16 protein-coding genes and 3 tRNA genes are annotated in these 14,587 nt (G+C 60.2%); 11 read left to right on the top strand and 8 right to left on the bottom strand.

What is annotated here, in order from left to right:
• Nucleotides 1–50: 50 nt before the first annotated feature.
• Nucleotides 51–341, bottom strand: a complete 291-nt coding sequence (locus ACDA63_RS12850; RefSeq protein WP_373663653.1) for a helix-turn-helix domain-containing protein — start codon at nucleotides 339–341, stop codon at nucleotides 51–53.
• A gap of 589 nt (nucleotides 342–930) precedes the next feature.
• Here ACDA63_RS12850 and ACDA63_RS12845 point away from each other — a divergent pair.
• The 4 genes from ACDA63_RS12845 to ACDA63_RS12830 all read left to right on the top strand — a co-directional run bounded on the left by ACDA63_RS12845 (nucleotide 931) and on the right by ACDA63_RS12830 (nucleotide 2,801).
• Entirely contained in the window at nucleotides 931–2,160 is a 1,230-nt protein-coding gene (locus tag ACDA63_RS12845) for an aspartate kinase (RefSeq protein WP_373663652.1), read from the top strand.
• Nucleotides 2,161–2,207: 47 nt separating this feature from the next.
• Nucleotides 2,208–2,301: transfer RNA gene (locus ACDA63_RS12840), tRNA-Ser, on the top strand.
• A gap of 63 nt (nucleotides 2,302–2,364) precedes the next feature.
• A tRNA-Arg gene (locus ACDA63_RS12835) sits at nucleotides 2,365–2,441 on the top strand.
• Nucleotides 2,442–2,724: 283 nt separating this feature from the next.
• A tRNA-Arg gene (locus ACDA63_RS12830) sits at nucleotides 2,725–2,801 on the top strand.
• Nucleotides 2,802–2,886: 85 nt separating this feature from the next.
• Here the strand turns inward: ACDA63_RS12830 and ACDA63_RS12825 are convergent.
• The 7 genes from ACDA63_RS12825 to tsaE form a co-directional block, all read right to left on the bottom strand.
• Nucleotides 2,887–3,540 carry an HAD-IA family hydrolase gene (locus ACDA63_RS12825; protein WP_373663651.1) on the bottom strand — a complete coding sequence of 218 codons (654 nt, stop codon included), beginning with the start codon at nucleotides 3,538–3,540 and terminating at the stop codon, nucleotides 2,887–2,889.
• Nucleotides 3,541–3,562: 22 nt separating this feature from the next.
• Nucleotides 3,563–4,519: a pseudouridine synthase gene (locus ACDA63_RS12820; RefSeq protein ID WP_373663650.1), complete on the bottom strand. Its 957-nt coding sequence runs from the start codon at nucleotides 4,517–4,519 to the stop codon at nucleotides 3,563–3,565.
• Entirely contained in the window at nucleotides 4,519–5,262 is a 744-nt protein-coding gene (locus ACDA63_RS12815; RefSeq protein ID WP_373663649.1) for a pseudouridine synthase, read from the bottom strand. Before ACDA63_RS12815 ends, ACDA63_RS12820 begins: the two co-directional genes overlap by 1 nt.
• A 52-nt stretch (nucleotides 5,263–5,314) precedes the next feature.
• A complete protein-coding gene (gene mutL / locus ACDA63_RS12810; RefSeq protein WP_373663648.1) occupies nucleotides 5,315–7,129 on the bottom strand; it encodes a DNA mismatch repair endonuclease MutL in 1,815 nt (604 codons plus the stop codon).
• Nucleotides 7,130–7,212: 83 nt separating this feature from the next.
• Nucleotides 7,213–7,419 (bottom strand): hypothetical protein, encoded by a 207-nt coding sequence (locus tag ACDA63_RS12805; protein ID WP_373663647.1) that lies wholly within the window; start codon nucleotides 7,417–7,419, stop codon nucleotides 7,213–7,215.
• 110 nt (nucleotides 7,420–7,529) lie between these two features.
• Nucleotides 7,530–8,903 carry an N-acetylmuramoyl-L-alanine amidase gene (locus tag ACDA63_RS12800; RefSeq protein ID WP_373663646.1) on the bottom strand — a complete coding sequence of 458 codons (1,374 nt, stop codon included), beginning with the start codon at nucleotides 8,901–8,903 and terminating at the stop codon, nucleotides 7,530–7,532.
• Entirely contained in the window at nucleotides 8,849–9,364 is a 516-nt protein-coding gene (gene tsaE, locus ACDA63_RS12795; protein WP_373663645.1) for a tRNA (adenosine(37)-N6)-threonylcarbamoyltransferase complex ATPase subunit type 1 TsaE, read from the bottom strand. Before tsaE ends, ACDA63_RS12800 begins: the two co-directional genes overlap by 55 nt.
• Between tsaE and queG the strand changes: the two genes are divergently transcribed.
• From queG to ccoP, 7 genes are all read left to right on the top strand, one after another.
• Complete coding sequence (gene queG / locus ACDA63_RS12790; protein ID WP_373663644.1) at nucleotides 9,350–10,435, top strand: tRNA epoxyqueuosine(34) reductase QueG; 1,086 nt, start codon at nucleotides 9,350–9,352, stop codon at nucleotides 10,433–10,435. The genes tsaE and queG overlap by 15 nt on opposite strands.
• A 39-nt stretch (nucleotides 10,436–10,474) precedes the next feature.
• A complete protein-coding gene (locus ACDA63_RS12785; protein ID WP_373663643.1) occupies nucleotides 10,475–10,792 on the top strand; it encodes a DUF2322 family protein in 318 nt (105 codons plus the stop codon).
• A gap of 17 nt (nucleotides 10,793–10,809) precedes the next feature.
• Nucleotides 10,810–11,007, top strand: coding sequence for a cbb3-type cytochrome oxidase assembly protein CcoS (gene ccoS / locus ACDA63_RS12780; RefSeq protein ID WP_373663642.1), 198 nt, complete (start codon nucleotides 10,810–10,812; stop codon nucleotides 11,005–11,007).
• A gap of 449 nt (nucleotides 11,008–11,456) precedes the next feature.
• Complete coding sequence (gene ccoN, locus ACDA63_RS12775; protein WP_373663641.1) at nucleotides 11,457–12,878, top strand: cytochrome-c oxidase, cbb3-type subunit I; 1,422 nt, start codon at nucleotides 11,457–11,459, stop codon at nucleotides 12,876–12,878.
• 19 nt (nucleotides 12,879–12,897) lie between these two features.
• Nucleotides 12,898–13,503: a cytochrome-c oxidase, cbb3-type subunit II gene (ccoO, locus tag ACDA63_RS12770; protein WP_373663683.1), complete on the top strand. Its 606-nt coding sequence runs from the start codon at nucleotides 12,898–12,900 to the stop codon at nucleotides 13,501–13,503.
• A 1-nt stretch (nucleotide 13,504) separates the two neighbouring features.
• Nucleotides 13,505–13,684: a cbb3-type cytochrome oxidase subunit 3 gene (locus ACDA63_RS12765; RefSeq protein WP_373663639.1), complete on the top strand. Its 180-nt coding sequence runs from the start codon at nucleotides 13,505–13,507 to the stop codon at nucleotides 13,682–13,684.
• A gap of 6 nt (nucleotides 13,685–13,690) precedes the next feature.
• On the top strand, nucleotides 13,691–14,587 hold the full coding sequence (gene ccoP / locus ACDA63_RS12760) for a cytochrome-c oxidase, cbb3-type subunit III (protein WP_373663638.1): 897 nt from the start codon (nucleotides 13,691–13,693) through the stop codon (nucleotides 14,585–14,587).

Raw genomic sequence — 14,587 nt, 5'->3', positions numbered from 1 at the left:
CCGATAGAAACGAACAGGCCCGGCTGAGCCGGGCCTGCAGGGCAGACTGGTTACTTCTCTTTCTTTTTTGCCTTGGCTTCTTTTTTCAGCGACTTGTAGAGCTCGGAGTTATGGCTCTTCAGGTAGTCGAGGATTTCAAAGTCGTCCTTACGCAGCTTGCTGATATCGATCTGCTCAATGTGGACAAGGCGTAGCAACGCTTGAACGGGGCGCGGGATATTGCGGCCACTTTCATAACGCGAGCCACCGCTCTGCGTTACACCGATTTTTGACCAGAACTGGGACTGGTTCATCCCGAGCTTGCGACGGATCTCGCGGACATCGACGTCGACTGTTTTCATGGTTGTCTGCCCTTTTTACATAGTATGCGTTGAACACTCCTTGCCAAACACCACATCTGCCCCCGCTGACGCTGAGGGGCGCTGTTACGTATTCTGGCATCCGAACGGCATGCCGTTGTCGGAGCATGAAGACTATAACTTTAGTTATAGAAACGATTCAGTATAGATCAATATTTGAGCAACATACAAGACAAGCCCGGGCGCTCCCCGGTCAGTCCTGATACCCATCGGAAGTCTTCTCCCATGAGGGTTTTAGTCCGCCCCGGCAGTTGCTGCAAGTTGCCAATTTTTACCAAACGTCATGTCGTCCAAAGGTATGCCAATGTCACGACTTCGCCCGTGTGGCATAGCCAGATTACTGAGGCGAAGCACTGCGATTGTTCTATCGCAATGGTGTACATGCACCGACAGGCTGCTATCGCAAATCGTTCCTTCAGCCGTTTCCTCAGTCTGTGGAAATGGTCTCTCGGAAACATCCATTTGCAATTCAAGCACTTTGCGGACGCCCAGACGGAATGGCGGCTCGGAAAGCGCACCCGTAATGCGGTAAAATGGCGGTTTGTCCTACTTAGATGTAATCGAACGCAAGATGGCGCTGATAGTTCAGAAGTACGGCGGCACCTCGGTCGGCAACCCGGAGCGCATCAAGAACGTCGCCCGGCGTGTGGCCCAGGCGCGCGAGCAGGGGCATCAACTGGTGATTGTCGTGTCGGCCATGAGTGGCGAGACCAATCGGCTGATTGCGCTGGCCAAGGAAGTCCAGCCCCAACCCGACCCGCGCGAGCTGGACGTGGTGGTGTCGACGGGTGAGCAGGTCACGATCGGCCTGCTGTGCATGGCGCTCAAGGAGCAGGGCGTACCCGCTCGCAGCTACACCGGCGCCCAGGTCCGTATCCTGACTGACAGCTCGTTTACCCGTGCACGCATTCTCAAGATTGACGAAGAACGCATGCGCAAGGATCTGGACGACGGTTGCGTCGTGGTGGTCGCTGGTTTCCAGGGCGTGGACGAGGCGGGCAACATCACGACGCTCGGCCGTGGGGGTTCCGATACGACGGGTGTGGCGCTCGCCGCAGCCCTGCGTGCCGACGAATGCCAGATCTACACCGACGTCGACGGCGTCTACACGACCGACCCGCGCGTCGTGCCGGAAGCCCGCAAACTCGACTACATCACCTTTGAAGAAATGCTCGAGATGGCCAGTCTCGGCTCCAAGGTGCTGCAGATCCGTTCAGTCGAATTCGCCGGCAAGTACAAGGTCCGGCTGCGCGTGCTGTCCAGCTTCCAGGATGGGGGTGAAGGCACGCTGATCACTTTTGAGGATGACATCAAGATGGAACAACCGATCATTTCCGGCATCGCGTTCAACCGCGACGAGGCCAAGCTGACGGTGCTGGGCGTGCCAGATCGTCCGGGCATCGCCTACCAGATTCTCGGTCCGGTGGCCGAAGCCAACATCGACGTCGACATGATCATCCAGAACGTCGGCGTGGATGGCACGACGGACTTCTCCTTCACCGTCAATCGCAACGACATGGAGCGTGCGGTGGCGATCCTCGAGAACGTCAAGAAGCACGTCGGCGCGCGCGAAATCCGTGGTGATCGCTCGATGGCCAAGGTCTCGGTGGTCGGCGTCGGCATGCGTTCGCATGTGGGTATCGCCAGCAAGATGTTCCGCACGCTGGCAGAAGAAGGCATCAACATCCAGATGATTTCGACGTCCGAAATCAAGATCTCGGTTGCCATCGACGAGAAGTATCTCGAACTGGCCGTGCGCGTTCTGCACAAGGCGTTCGAATTGGATCAGGTCGGCTCCTGATTGGCATTGACGATAGGGCGCGCTGCGGCTAACATGCGCGCTCTTTTGGAGAGATGGCCGAGAGGTCGAAGGCACTCCCCTGCTAAGGGAGCATACGGGCTAAAACTCGTATCGAGGGTTCGAATCCCTCTCTCTCCGCCAAAGAGCAACAAGAAGAAGGTGATGGGTTCTATCCCGGAGCCGCTTGCGATATAATCGCACTATGCACTCGTAGCTCAGCTGGATAGAGTACCCGGCTACGAACCGGGCGGTCGGGCGTTCGAATCGCTCCGAGTGCGCCATATTCCGAGGCTCGACCGAAAGGTCGAGCCTTTTTGCTTTCTGGCGGCGCGAACCTGTGTTGTCCGCCGATTTCAGGTGCATCGACCGTGTTCATTGTGTTGCGCTGCCAGGCAGGCCACGCACGACAGCAACTGGGTCGCCATCATTCAGCCGTGTGAATGGGGAAGGTGATCGCCTTACCGTTGCGACCCACGCCATTCAGCACCTTTTTCCCGACGAGATCGGTGCTGCTGTGAGAAAAGGCTTGCTTAATACGGAATATCGCCTATAATCATTGGCTCTGCACCCGTAGCTCAGCTGGATAGAGTACCCGGCTACGAACCGGGCGGTCGGGCGTTCGAATCGCTCCGGGTGCGCCAATACCGCAAAGGGCCAAGTCTTGTGATTTGGCCCTTTGTTTTTTTCGACGCACCTTCGGGCGGCGCCATCGCTGGTCGTTGCCGGTTATTTCTGCGCGCGGTCGCGTTCTGCGGCAATACGGTCGATCAACCCCGGCAGTTCGTCCATGTGGTCGAACCGAATTCCTGTGCCATCGTAGGGCTCGCCATTCGTGTAGAAAAGGCCGGTCATTCCTGCGGCCTGCGCTGCCAGCAGGCCGGTCGGGCTGTCTTCGACGACAAGGCATTGATCTGGCGTGAAGCCCATTGCGCGCGCAGCGTGCAAGAACAGACCCGGGTCGGGCTTCCAATGGCCGACTTCATAGGCGCTGAATATCCGGTCGCCGAAAAAATTGGTCAGCCCTGTGGCGTGCAGTGTCTGTTCGATCTTGATGCGTGGGCCATTCGAGGCCAGGCAGTAGGGATATCGCAGGCGCGGCAGCATCTCGCGCACGCCAGGCATGCATGCGAGTTCGGTACGGAAAAGTTCCGCCGTCCGAGCGCGGAATGCGGGTTCGAATTCCGCGACGCTCAGCGTGCGGCCAATGCGCTGCCCCATATCATCGAGCACGTGGGCCAAGCGTTTGCCGCGATAACGTTCGACTAGTACGTCGACCGGCTCGCCAAGCTCCGGCAGCAGTTCGGCGAACGCTTGGCAGCCCAGGCGCTCGCTGTCCACCAAGGTGCCGTCGTTGTCGAAGATGATGCACAGGCTACTCATGCACATTCCTGCCAAATGTGGATCAGAAGTCCTCGGTTTCGCCGAGATAACGCCACTGACCTTGTGGCAACTTGCCCAGCGGCACACGACCGATGCGCACGCGCTTGAGACCGACTACGCGTAGTCCGACGAGTTCGCACATGCGACGGATCTGACGCTTGCGGCCTTCTCGCAGGACGAACCTGAGTTGATCTTCATTGGCCCAACTGACCTTGGCCGGGCGAAGCTGGACGCCGTCGAGCGAAAGACCGTGATTGAGCAGGCGAAGACCTTCCGGCGAGAGTTCGCCGTGCACCCGTACCAGATACTCTTTCTCGATCTGGCTGTCTTCGCCGATCAGTTTCTTGGCGACGCGCCCGTCCTGGGTGAGGATCAGCAGGCCGGTCGAGTCGATGTCGAGTCGGCCTGCGGGCGCCAGCCCGATGAGGAGCGATGCGTTGAGTTCCCGCCGAACAGGGTCCTGGTCCCATTGATTCTCGCGGGAGATCAGTACGCTCGCAGGTTGATAACCGTCTTCGGCCTGCCCTGACACGTAGCCGATCGGCTTATGCAGCAGGATCGTCACGCGGCGGTTCTGCACGGCGGAGGCTTCGCGGGCGAGTTCGATCTTCTGCTGCGGAAGCACCTTGCTGCCGAGCTCATTGACGATGACGCCGTCGACTTTTACCCAGCCGCGGGCGATGTAATCGTCCGCCTCTCGCCGTGAACACAGACCGAGTTCCGCCATGCGTTTGGAAAGCCGCAAAGGCGCGTTTGGGTCGATGATTGCGGCAGGGCGCTGTCGCGGCTGCCTGGTCGGTGCGGCTTCAGTCTTGGCGGACGGGCCGGGACTCTGCGGACGAGCGCGCGTCAAATCCCTGCGTTCGGCATCACGCAAGGTCGGGTTGACGCGAGCAGGGCGCTTGCGCGGCATGTCCTGTGCAGACTGTGCCGCCTTTTGCGGCAGGGATAGCGTCTTGCGAGCGCGATCGTCGGCCATCACTTGCCTGCCTTTCCGTCGGCGGATGGTGTGTAGCCAAGCAATGCCAGGTGCTTGTCGGTGAGGTAACACCAGTCTTCGGTGTCGAGCTGCGGTAGCACGCCGGATTCAAGCGAAAGTTCGCCAACTGCGAAGCGATGCAGCGCTTCAACGCGGTTGCCCGCCGCCGCCACCATGCGACGGACCAGATGGTATTTGCCCTGGTCCACCACCAGCTCGAGCGTGTGCGCGTCGACACGTTTGGCGGAGATCGCACTGACAGGTTTGGGTTCGTCCAGCAACTGCACCCCGCCAAGCAGCGCCTCGATGAGCGAGTCATCGATGACATGCTTGATGGTCGCGCGATAGCTCTTGGTGACGTGGCGCTTTGGCGACGACAGCGCGTGAATGAACTGGCCGTCGTCAGAGAAAAGCAGCAAGCCGGAGGTGTCGACGTCGAGTCGCCCGACGCTTTGTACATCGCGCCCAACGACGGGTTCGGGCAGCAGGTTGTATACGCTGGGATTGTGTTTGGGCTTGCGCGAACACTCAACATCGAGCGGTTTGTTCAGCGCGATGTAGACCTTCTCGGCATAGCGCCATTCCCATTCGCCGATCTCGAACGTAAAGCCATCGGTGTCGTATTCGCCGAACGGGTCGGTGATGACTTCACCGCCGATCTTTACTTCGCCATCACGGACGAGCGCCCGGCATTCGCGGCGCGAGCCAAAACCCTGGCTCTGGAGGATTCGATCAAGTTGCATATTTTCGTCTTGCTTGGCTGCGCGTGTGGCGCAGGTGAGTCATGCGAGCCGCTTACTGGCCGCGCATGAAGAGTTTGTCCAGATCGTTCATCGACAACTGGACCCATGTCGGTCGGCCGTGATTGCACTGGTCCGAGCGCTCGGTGTTTTCCATATCGCGCAACAGCGCGTTCATCTCCGGGATCGTCAGTTGCCGATTGGCGCGCACTGCGCCGTGACATGCCATGGTCGCCAGCAATTCGTTGCGCCGAGCCGACATGACGTCGGAAGCCGGATAGTCGCGCAACTCGGCCAATAGGGCGCGAAGCAGGTCGGCAATCGAAGCGCGGGCCAGAAGCGCCGGCACGCTGCGCGCCGCCAGCTCGCTGGGACCCGCCGGGGACACGTCGAAGCCCATTTGCTGCAAGGTATCGGCATGCTCTTCGGCTGTTGCCATTTCGACCTTGCTGGCGTTGAACACCGCCGGAATCAGCAGTCGCTGAATACCGGGATTGCCATCCAGTACATGCTTGAGCTGTTCATACAGGATGCGTTCGTGCGCCGCGTGCATGTCGACCAGGACGAGGCCGGCTTCGTTCTGCGCAAGCACGTAAACCCCGTGCAGTTGTGCGACGGCGTAGCCGAGCGGCGCTCCTTGCGAAGTCTGCGGCAGGCTCGTCGGCGTGACGGAGATTCGCCCGACTGCCGCAATGGCGTCGAGGCTCGGCATGCGTTGCGCGGGTGCTGATGGCGCGAAGTAGCGTGAAAGCGAAGGCTCTTCGACCGCCAGGGCGACCTGCTCGGTAGGGCTGCGCACGGCGTACGGCCGGTCGATGGATTGTTGTTGCGCGACGGGCAGACCCTGCTCATCGGGTGCGGCAGCGAAATTCGACGGTGCCGCCGCGCTCTGCACCGGCACTGCCAGTGTGCGGCTGACGCCGTGATAGACGAACTGGTGGATCGCTCGTCCTTCGCGGAAGCGGACTTCGGTCTTCGCCGGATGCACGTTGACGTCCACGCCGGTTGGATCGAGTTCGAGGAAAAGGGCGAATACTGGATAGCGGCTGCCGTGCAGGATGTCGGCATACGATTCGCGCAGGGCGTGTTGGATGAGCTTGTCGCGCACGAAACGGCCGTTCACGTAGAAGTACTGTGCGTCGCGGGTGGCGCGTGCATACGCGGGCAGGGCGGCGAATCCGCTCAGGCGCAAAGCTCCGGAGGCGACATCGACCGCGCGCGCATGCGCCATGAAATCGTCGCCCAGCAACTCGCGCGTGCGTCGTTCTGCGTTACCAGCGGCCAGTCGCAGACTCACGCGCCCGTTGTGGGTCAGCAGAAAGCCAACGTCGGGGCGAGCCAATGCGATACGACGGAACACATCGTCGCAGTGGCCGAATTCGGTGCTGTCGGACTTGAGAAACTTCCGGCGCGCAGGCGTGTTGTAGTAGAGATCTTCGACCTCGATCACCGTGCCCTGGTTGAGCGCCGCGGGTATCGGCTCGCGCTCGCGTTCGGTGACTCGCCATGCGTGCGCTGCGTCGGTGGCACGACTGGTGACGCGAGTGCGCGCCACTGAAGAAATCGCCGCCAGCGCCTCTCCCCGAAAGCCCATCGTGCCGACCGCCTCGAGGTCTTCGAGACTGGCGATCTTGCTGGTGGCGTGGCGTTCGAGCGCCAGAGAAAGGTCTTCGCGATCGATGCCGCAGCCGTCGTCGACGATGCGGATCTGTTTGATGCCGCCCTGCATAAGATGCACCTCAATCGCCTGGCTGCCTGCGTCGAGGCTGTTTTCCATCAGCTCTTTGAGCACGGAGGCAGGCCGTTCGACGACCTCGCCCGCTGCGATCTGATTGATGAGAACTTCAGGAAGGCGATGGATGACGGGCATGGCGGGCTGGCATTCGGAATCCCGCCATTATCCCTAATCGTGCGACTTGTTGGGGCGATCGTGCGATCGCGCGACGACTTCGGTCAGAACGAGGGTTCGCGCAACTGGCGAAGGAGGGAATCGAGATCCTGCCGGTCGACGTCGCCCCACAGGCCGATACGATCCTGCAAGGGACGCACTGTGGAGGTACCGGAGCCGCGACGGACGCCCGTTTGGCCCATCTGCGTAAACCGCTGCTGGCGGCTTGCCGCCGGGTAGAGGGGGTCGATATGTTTTGGTGTAGTACTCATGTCGGAATCTTCTGTGTCCAGCGATTCCTGAGTCTAGCGCTTGCCCGCCCGAGGGGGCGGGAATGCAGTTGAGTCAGATCAGCTAATGCGGGTTTACATGTTGGCGACCGTCAGCGGTCAAGCATTGCCATCCGTGACTTGGATAGTGGTGGGTTCTTGGAGAAGTACTGCTTGATCCCACGCAGTAGCGCGTCGGCCATCTTGTCCTGGTAGGCATCGTCAATCAGGCGCTTTTCTTCTTCCGGGTTCGAAATGAATGCCGTCTCGACCAGGATCGAAGGAATATCGGGCGCCTTCAGCACAGCAAAACCGGCTTGCTCGACTTCGCCCTTGTGCAGCTTGTTGATGCCGCCGACTTCGGTCAACACCGCTCTTGCGAGTTTGGCGCTGTCGTTGAGCGTTGCCGTTTGCGAGAGATCGAGCAGCGTCTTGGCCAGATGGCTGTCCTTGGTGGCAATGTTGACGCCACCGATCAAATCGGAAGCATTCTCCTTGGTTGCCAGCCATTTTGCCGCCGTGCTCGATGCGCCGCGCTCGGACAGCATGAACACCGAACTACCCCGTGCATCGGGGCGGATGAAGGCATCGGCGTGGATCGACATGAAGAGGTCGGCCTGTACCCTGCGCGCCTTTTGCACACGCATGCCCAGAGGCACGAAGAAGTCAGCATCGCGCGTCAGCATGCAGCGCATGTTGGGCTCGGCATCGATCTTTGCTTTGAGCCGCTTGGCAATCTGCAGCGTGACGTGTTTTTCGTAGTTGCCGGCGGCACCCACGGCTCCTGGGTCTTCGCCCCCGTGGCCGGGATCGACTGCAATGGTGATGAGCCGGTCTACGTTGCTCTTGGTCCCCGGGACCTTGGCAGAAGGGGCGTCTGCGACTGTCTTCGCGGGTTCGGCGAAATCCGGAATCGTCTTGTCCGGTTGCGGCGTGGCGCGCGTGATATCGATCGTCTTGTCGTGCGGGCCAGGGTCGCCGGAGGCCGCGGCCTGCGGGCTGGACTTTTCGATCAGCGCCATCAATGGATCGAGTGGCTCGGCGGGGTAAAGGTCCACAACCAGCCGGTTGCCGTATTCGCCAATGGGCGGGAGCGTGAAGGTCTGCGGCTTGACCTCGGATTTGAGCTCGACGACCAGGCGCACGACGCCCGGACGGTTGCGCCCGGCACGGATGAGCTTGATATAGGGATCGTCTGCCGTGATCTTGGACGGAAGACTCTCGATCACGCTATTCAGTTCTACGCCTTCAAGGTCCAGCACGAGGCGTTCGGGATCTTTGACGATCTGCTGTGTGTACTTGAGGACGTCCTTGCCCTCGAGCGTGATGCGGGTGTAGTCCTGCGCCGGCCATACCCGTACGGCGAGAATCCGGGCTTCTGCGCCAAGCGCCAGCGGCGTGACCATCAAGGTCATCACCGCGCTGCCGGCCTTCAGGAAGGCTCGCCTCGAATAGATGCAGGGATTGATTTGCTTGTGTTCAGACATGCGCGCCCTCGTTCCGACACCCCGCGGCATTCGGCGCGGCGCCCATTCCCTTCAACGACAAGGCGGATTTCGATGTCCGGGCGCGGCACGTAAGGGCCTGCTTTATCGGCCCATTCAACGAGACACACTGCGTCACCAGCGAAATATTCTTCCAGTCCGGCATCGAGAAATTCTTCCGGGTCGCTGAAGCGATAAAAATCAAAGTGATACAGCGGGATTTTAGAAACTACGTAAGGTTCGATCAAGGTGTAGGTTGGACTTTTTACGCTGCCGGCGTGTCCGAGAGCGCGCAACAGCCCTCGTGTCAGCGTTGTTTTGCCCGCTCCGAGGTCGCCTGACAGCCAGATCACCAAGCCCGGTTCGACCACGTCCGCCAGCCAGGCACCAAGCGCCTCAGTCGCACTTTCGTCCTGCAAGTAGAGAACCTTGGCACTATCATCCGGGGCGTGAATGGCAGACATGTAGAACAACCTCTCGATGGTGTCTCGTTGGCGGACGATATCCGCCGATGGGGCATGGAATTAGGCTTCGATGCGCTTGGCTTCGCGGGCATTGATTTGCCCGAGGCAGAAGCCGGTCTGGAGGCATGGTTGAGGGCCGGCTTTCATGGCGACATGGATTATATGGTCCGCCATGGCAGCAAACGAACGCGGCCGGCCGACTTAGTGCCTGGAACGATCAGCGTCATCAGCGCCCGCATGAATTACTGGCCCGAGGCGGGACAGGGGCAGGCCGAGGCTGTCCTGGCAGACAAAGGGCGTGGCTACGTCGCCCGCTACGCGCTGGGGCGCGATTATCACAAGGTTTTGCGTGCCCGGCTGCAAAAGCTGGCCGACCGGATTGCCGATGCCGTGGGGCCATTCGGCCATCGCGTGTTCGTAGACTCTGCTCCTGTCATGGAGGTCGCTCTTGCACAGAAGGCCGGTATCGGTTGGCGAGGCAAGCACACTTTGCTGCTGCATCGAGAGGCCGGTTCGTATTTTTTTCTGGGCGAAATCTACGTGGATCTGGCGCTGCCGGTCGATGAACCGATTGGAGAGCACTGTGGCCGCTGCAGCCGATGCATCGACGCTTGCCCGACCGGCGCGATCATCGGCCCATACAAGCTGGATGCGCGGCGGTGCATTTCTTACCTCACGATCGAACTGCAGGGTTCGATTCCGGAGGCGCTGCGCAGCCAGATGGGAAGCCGCATCTATGGTTGCGACGACTGCCAGCTCGTCTGTCCATGGAATCGGTTCGCCCGTCATACGGGTGAGGCTGATTTTGATATCCGCAATGGATTGGACGGCTCCCGGTTGGCGGATTTGTTCGCCTGGACAGAGGCGGAGTTCCGCGAGCGCATGGCGGGGTCTCCGATTCTTCGTATCGGCCACGAGCGATGGCTTCGCAATATTGCGGTCGCGCTCGGCAACGCTCCACGTTCCACCGAGGTGATACAGGCGCTGCAGGCCCGCCGCGAGGATCCGTCACCGCTGGTGCGCGAGCATGTGGCCTGGGCCCTGGCGCAGCACGCGGTGCGAACAGACTAGAATGGCGCCCTTCTATCACGAACGAACAGGAACAGGCCCATGGCGTTTGCGGACACTCTCAAGCAACTTCCCGGCGTATCGCACCTCGACGCAATCCAGTTGATCGATGCCGAAGGAGAAGTCGTGGCAACGATCGAGAACAAGCCGGGGCAGGCGGGGTCGCTGGCCGTCTACAACCATCTCGCGCAGACTTTCGGGGCAATCTCGCCGGACGCCGCGCGCAAGGGTCTTGAGCTGTATGCCGAGCATGCCGAAGACGCAAAAGAGAACCCAGGCAAGCATCCAAACATCGACCGTCTGCAGGGATTGATCGAGCGTGGCCAGACGCTGCGCGTCAAGCATCAGTTCGCCGCCTAAGGTGCGACACCGCCCTCATGGAAAGCAGTCTTTACATTCTCGTGCCGCTCTCGATCGTCCTGGTTTTCATCATTGCCGGGATATTCTGGTGGTCGGTGCGCAGCGGACAGTTCGATGATCTCGAAGGGCCTGCGTGGAAAGTGCTGCTGGACGATGAGCGGCCGATGCCCGATACGGATGAGATCGAGCAGGGCGAAGACAAACGGAAAAACTGACGCTTGTTTGGGTTGATCCCTATCAATGCATACCAACCCCGATATCGGGATACTGCGACCTATGCCGATCACACATCGGCGCCGGTGAAGAAAGCGCTTCGCTCAGAAGCAAGTTTCAATGCAGCTTTCGATCCGCTAAGTCTCTCTGTTGGGGTTGGGGGTGCGCTTGTCGCACCCTTTTTTTTGGCGCTGCGCTTTCGGCGCCGATGCTACACTCCGCACCGCAGCAAATCCCCACAAATTTCACAGAACTTTTGGCATTTGATTTAGATCAAGTGCCGGCTTTCACGCTTCATTAACTTCCGGCTATCGCGCTATCACGCGGCTCGTCTATCTTGAGAGCTGTCGTAGAGGCCGTCGCCGCTCGTGTCGGTTCATCGATCCTGATGTGGCTGGCAGACGGAAGAAAAGCATTTGTATCCCTGTTCTCCAATATTGAGGTAGCGCACATGCAGACTCAGGCGACTTATGACGATCAGGTCGTTCGCCAGTTCGCGGTGATGACAGTTGTTTGGGGCATTGTCGGCATGCTTGTCGGCGTCGTCATCGCAGCACAGCTTGTCTGGCCCCAGCTGAATTTCGCAGAGTGGTTCCATTTCGGCCGCCTGCGCCCCTTGCATACCAACGCTGTCATTTTTGCCTTCGGCGGCTGCGCGCTGATGGGGACGTCGTTCTACGTCGTGCAGCGCACCTGCCACACGGGTCTGTTCGCACCCGCCCTGGCTTCGTTCGTGTTCTGGGGCTGGCAACTGGTGATCGTTGCTGCCGCCATTACCTTGCCCCTGGGCTTCACGTCGGGCAAGGAGTACGCAGAACTGGAGTGGCCCATCGACATCTTGATTGCCGTGGTCTGGGTCGCATACGCCGTCGTGTTTTTCGGAACGCTCGCCAAGCGCAAGGTGCCCTACATCTATGTCGCCAACTGGTTCTACGGCGCCTTCATTCTTGCCGTGGCGATCCTGCATATCGTCAATTCTGCAGAAATCCCTGTTTCGCTGTGGAAGTCCTATTCGGCATATTCCGGCGTGCAGGATGCGATGGTGCAGTGGTGGTATGGCCACAACGCCGTGGGTTTCTTCCTGACGGCGGGCTTCCTCGGGATGATGTACTACTTCGTGCCCAAGCAGGCCGGGCGTCCCGTGTATTCGTATCGCCTGTCGGTGGTGCACTTCTGGGCGCTGATCTTCACCTATATGTGGGCAGGTCCTCACCACCTGCATTACACCGCCCTGCCTGACTGGGCACAGTCGCTTGGCATGGTGTTCTCGCTGATTCTGCTGGCGCCAAGCTGGGGCGGCATGATCAACGGGATCATGACTTTGTCCGGCGCCTGGCATAAGTTGCGCACCGATCCGATCCTCAAGTTTCTGATCACCTCGTTGTCGTTCTACGGCATGTCGACGTTCGAGGGGCCGATGATGTCCATCAAGACCGTCAATGCGCTGTCGCACTACACGGACTGGACGATCGGCCATGTCCACTCAGGCGCGTTGGGTTGGGTGGCGATGATTTCGATCGGTTCGGTGTACTACCTGCTGCCGCGCCTGTGGGGCCGCACCGAGATGTATTCGCCGCGCCTGGTCACCGCACACTTCTGGATTGCCACGATCGGTGTCGTCCTGTACATCGCCTCGATGTGGATTGCTGGCGTCATGCAAGGCTTGATGTGGCGCGCGACCAACGTTGACGGCACGCTGACCTATTCGTTCGTGGAGAGCGTCAAGGCCAGCTACCCGTTCTGGACGGTGCGCTTGGCTGGTGGCGTGTTGTTCCTGGCGGGCATGTTCCTCATGGCCTACAACATGATCCGCACGATTGCGGGCAACAAAGCTGTCGATGCGCCGGTGCTGACGCCGGTGGCGGCTCATTGACGGGACCCCGAACATGAAGATGAACAACGAAATCGTCGAAAAGAACGTCTCCTGGCTGATCATCCTGACCTTGATCGTGATCAGCGTTGGCGGGCTCGTAGAAATCGTGCCGCTGTTTTTCCAGCACTCGACGACGACGCCGGTGCAGGGCCTCCAGCCCTACGATCCGGTGCGTCTGGTCGGTCGGGACATCTATCTGCGTGAAGGCTGCTATAACTGCCATTCGCAGATGATCCGCCCGTTCCGCGCCGAGACCGAGCGCTATGGGCATTACTCAGTCGCGGGCGAGTTCGTGTATGACCACCCGTTCCAGTGGGGCTCCAAACGGACCGGCCCGGATCTGGCTCGCGTTGGGGGGCGCTACTCCGACCTGTGGCATCGCGCGCACCTGATCAATCCGCGCGACGTGGTTCCCGAGTCGAACATGCCGGCTTTCCCGTGGCTGGATCGCCCGGTCAAGGCGGACGACATCGAGAAGAAGATGTCTGCGCTGCGCACGGTTGGCGTGCCCTATACCGATGCCGAGATCGCCGGAGCCCGCAAGCAACTGGAAGGCAAGACCGAGCTGGATGCGCTCATCGCCTACCTGCAAGGCATGGGCACGACGATCAAGGGTATCCGCTGACATGGATCTGGATTTCTTCCGCTCCATGCTCACCGTGCTCGGCTTGCTGTGCTTCATCGGCATTGCCGTGTGGGCGTACAGCAAGCCGGCCAAGCGTCGTTTCGATGAGGCGGAAAAAGCGCCGTTTACTGAAGATGAGGCACCCGCCGACGACAAGGCCGGGCCCCAAAATCATGGATAACCCATCATGAGTGATTTCGTCAGCGATTTCTGGGTGTACTACGTGGTTGGGCTCGTTGCCCTGAGCCTGCTTTTCTGCGCTGTCGTGCTGGCTGCCAACAACACCAAGCGCAAGGCGGGGCCGGCCGAATTACAGGGGCACGTCTGGGATGGTGACCTGCAGGAGTACAACAATCCCTTGCCGCGGTGGTGGATGTACCTGTTCTGGATGACCATCATCTTTGCCGTCGGCTACCTCGCGCTGTATGGCTTTGCCGGCTTCAAGGGGCAACTGGGCTGGACCTCGGTGGGGCAGTACGACTCCGAAATGGACGTGGCTCACAAGCGCTATGACCCGATCTTTGACAAGTTCGCGAAGCAGGATCTCGTGGCATTGTCGAACGATGCCGAGGCCAACGCCATGGGCCAACGTTTGTTCCTGACCTATTGCGCGCAGTGCCATGGAGCAGATGCGCGCGGTGCGAAGGGCTTCCCCAACCTGACCGATAGCGACTGGCTGTATGGCGGCGAGCCCGAAACCATTCAGACGACGATCCTGGGCGGGCGCCATGGCACCATGCCGCCCTGGGGGGCGGTACTCGGCGGTGACGGCGTGAAGGATGTCGCGAACTACGTGCGCTCGTTGTCTGGCCTGGCCAACGACTCCGTGCGTTCCGCCCGCGGTCGCCAGATTTTCCAGACGACCTGCGTGGCCTGCCATGGGCCGGACGGCAAGGGCAACACGGCGCTTGGCGCCCCGAACCTGACCGACAAGGTGTGGTTGTATGGTTCGTCCGAAGCGACCATCATCGAAACGGTGAGCAAGGGCCGCGACAACCAGATGCCGTCCTTCAAGGAGCTGCTCGGCGAGAGCAAGGTGCATCTGCTTGCAGCCTATGTGCTGAGCCTGCCTCGCAAGCAGTAA

The sequence above is a fragment of the Uliginosibacterium sp. sgz301328 genome (genome assembly GCF_041807905.1).
In the GTDB taxonomy this organism is placed as follows: domain Bacteria; phylum Pseudomonadota; class Gammaproteobacteria; order Burkholderiales; family Rhodocyclaceae; genus JBGVSA01.
This window is presented reverse-complemented; position numbering and strand designations above follow the sequence as displayed.

What these genes read in the sequence shown, in the direction of transcription:
- ACDA63_RS12815 (WP_373663649.1), bottom strand. Translation starts at nt 5,262, where the DNA reads ATGCAACTTGATCGAATCCTCCAGAGCCAGGGTTTTGGCTCGCGCCGC.
- tsaE (WP_373663645.1), bottom strand. Translation starts at nt 9,364, where the DNA reads ATGTCTGCCATTCACGCCCCGGATGATAGTGCCAAGGTTCTCTACTTG.
- ACDA63_RS12850 (WP_373663653.1), bottom strand. Translation starts at nt 341, where the DNA reads ATGAAAACAGTCGACGTCGATGTCCGCGAGATCCGTCGCAAGCTCGGG.
- ACDA63_RS12785 (WP_373663643.1), top strand. Translation starts at nt 10,475, where the DNA reads ATGGCGTTTGCGGACACTCTCAAGCAACTTCCCGGCGTATCGCACCTC.
- ACDA63_RS12805 (WP_373663647.1), bottom strand. Translation starts at nt 7,419, where the DNA reads ATGAGTACTACACCAAAACATATCGACCCCCTCTACCCGGCGGCAAGC.
- ACDA63_RS12845 (WP_373663652.1), top strand. Translation starts at nt 931, where the DNA reads ATGGCGCTGATAGTTCAGAAGTACGGCGGCACCTCGGTCGGCAACCCG.
- ACDA63_RS12800 (WP_373663646.1), bottom strand. Translation starts at nt 8,903, where the DNA reads ATGTCTGAACACAAGCAAATCAATCCCTGCATCTATTCGAGGCGAGCC.
- ACDA63_RS12820 (WP_373663650.1), bottom strand. Translation starts at nt 4,519, where the DNA reads ATGGCCGACGATCGCGCTCGCAAGACGCTATCCCTGCCGCAAAAGGCG.
- ACDA63_RS12825 (WP_373663651.1), bottom strand. Translation starts at nt 3,540, where the DNA reads ATGAGTAGCCTGTGCATCATCTTCGACAACGACGGCACCTTGGTGGAC.
- ccoO (WP_373663683.1), top strand. Translation starts at nt 12,898, where the DNA reads ATGAACAACGAAATCGTCGAAAAGAACGTCTCCTGGCTGATCATCCTG.
- ACDA63_RS12765 (WP_373663639.1), top strand. Translation starts at nt 13,505, where the DNA reads ATGGATCTGGATTTCTTCCGCTCCATGCTCACCGTGCTCGGCTTGCTG.
- ccoS (WP_373663642.1), top strand. Translation starts at nt 10,810, where the DNA reads ATGGAAAGCAGTCTTTACATTCTCGTGCCGCTCTCGATCGTCCTGGTT.
- ccoP (WP_373663638.1), top strand. Translation starts at nt 13,691, where the DNA reads ATGAGTGATTTCGTCAGCGATTTCTGGGTGTACTACGTGGTTGGGCTC.
- mutL (WP_373663648.1), bottom strand. Translation starts at nt 7,129, where the DNA reads ATGCCCGTCATCCATCGCCTTCCTGAAGTTCTCATCAATCAGATCGCA.
- ccoN (WP_373663641.1), top strand. Translation starts at nt 11,457, where the DNA reads ATGCAGACTCAGGCGACTTATGACGATCAGGTCGTTCGCCAGTTCGCG.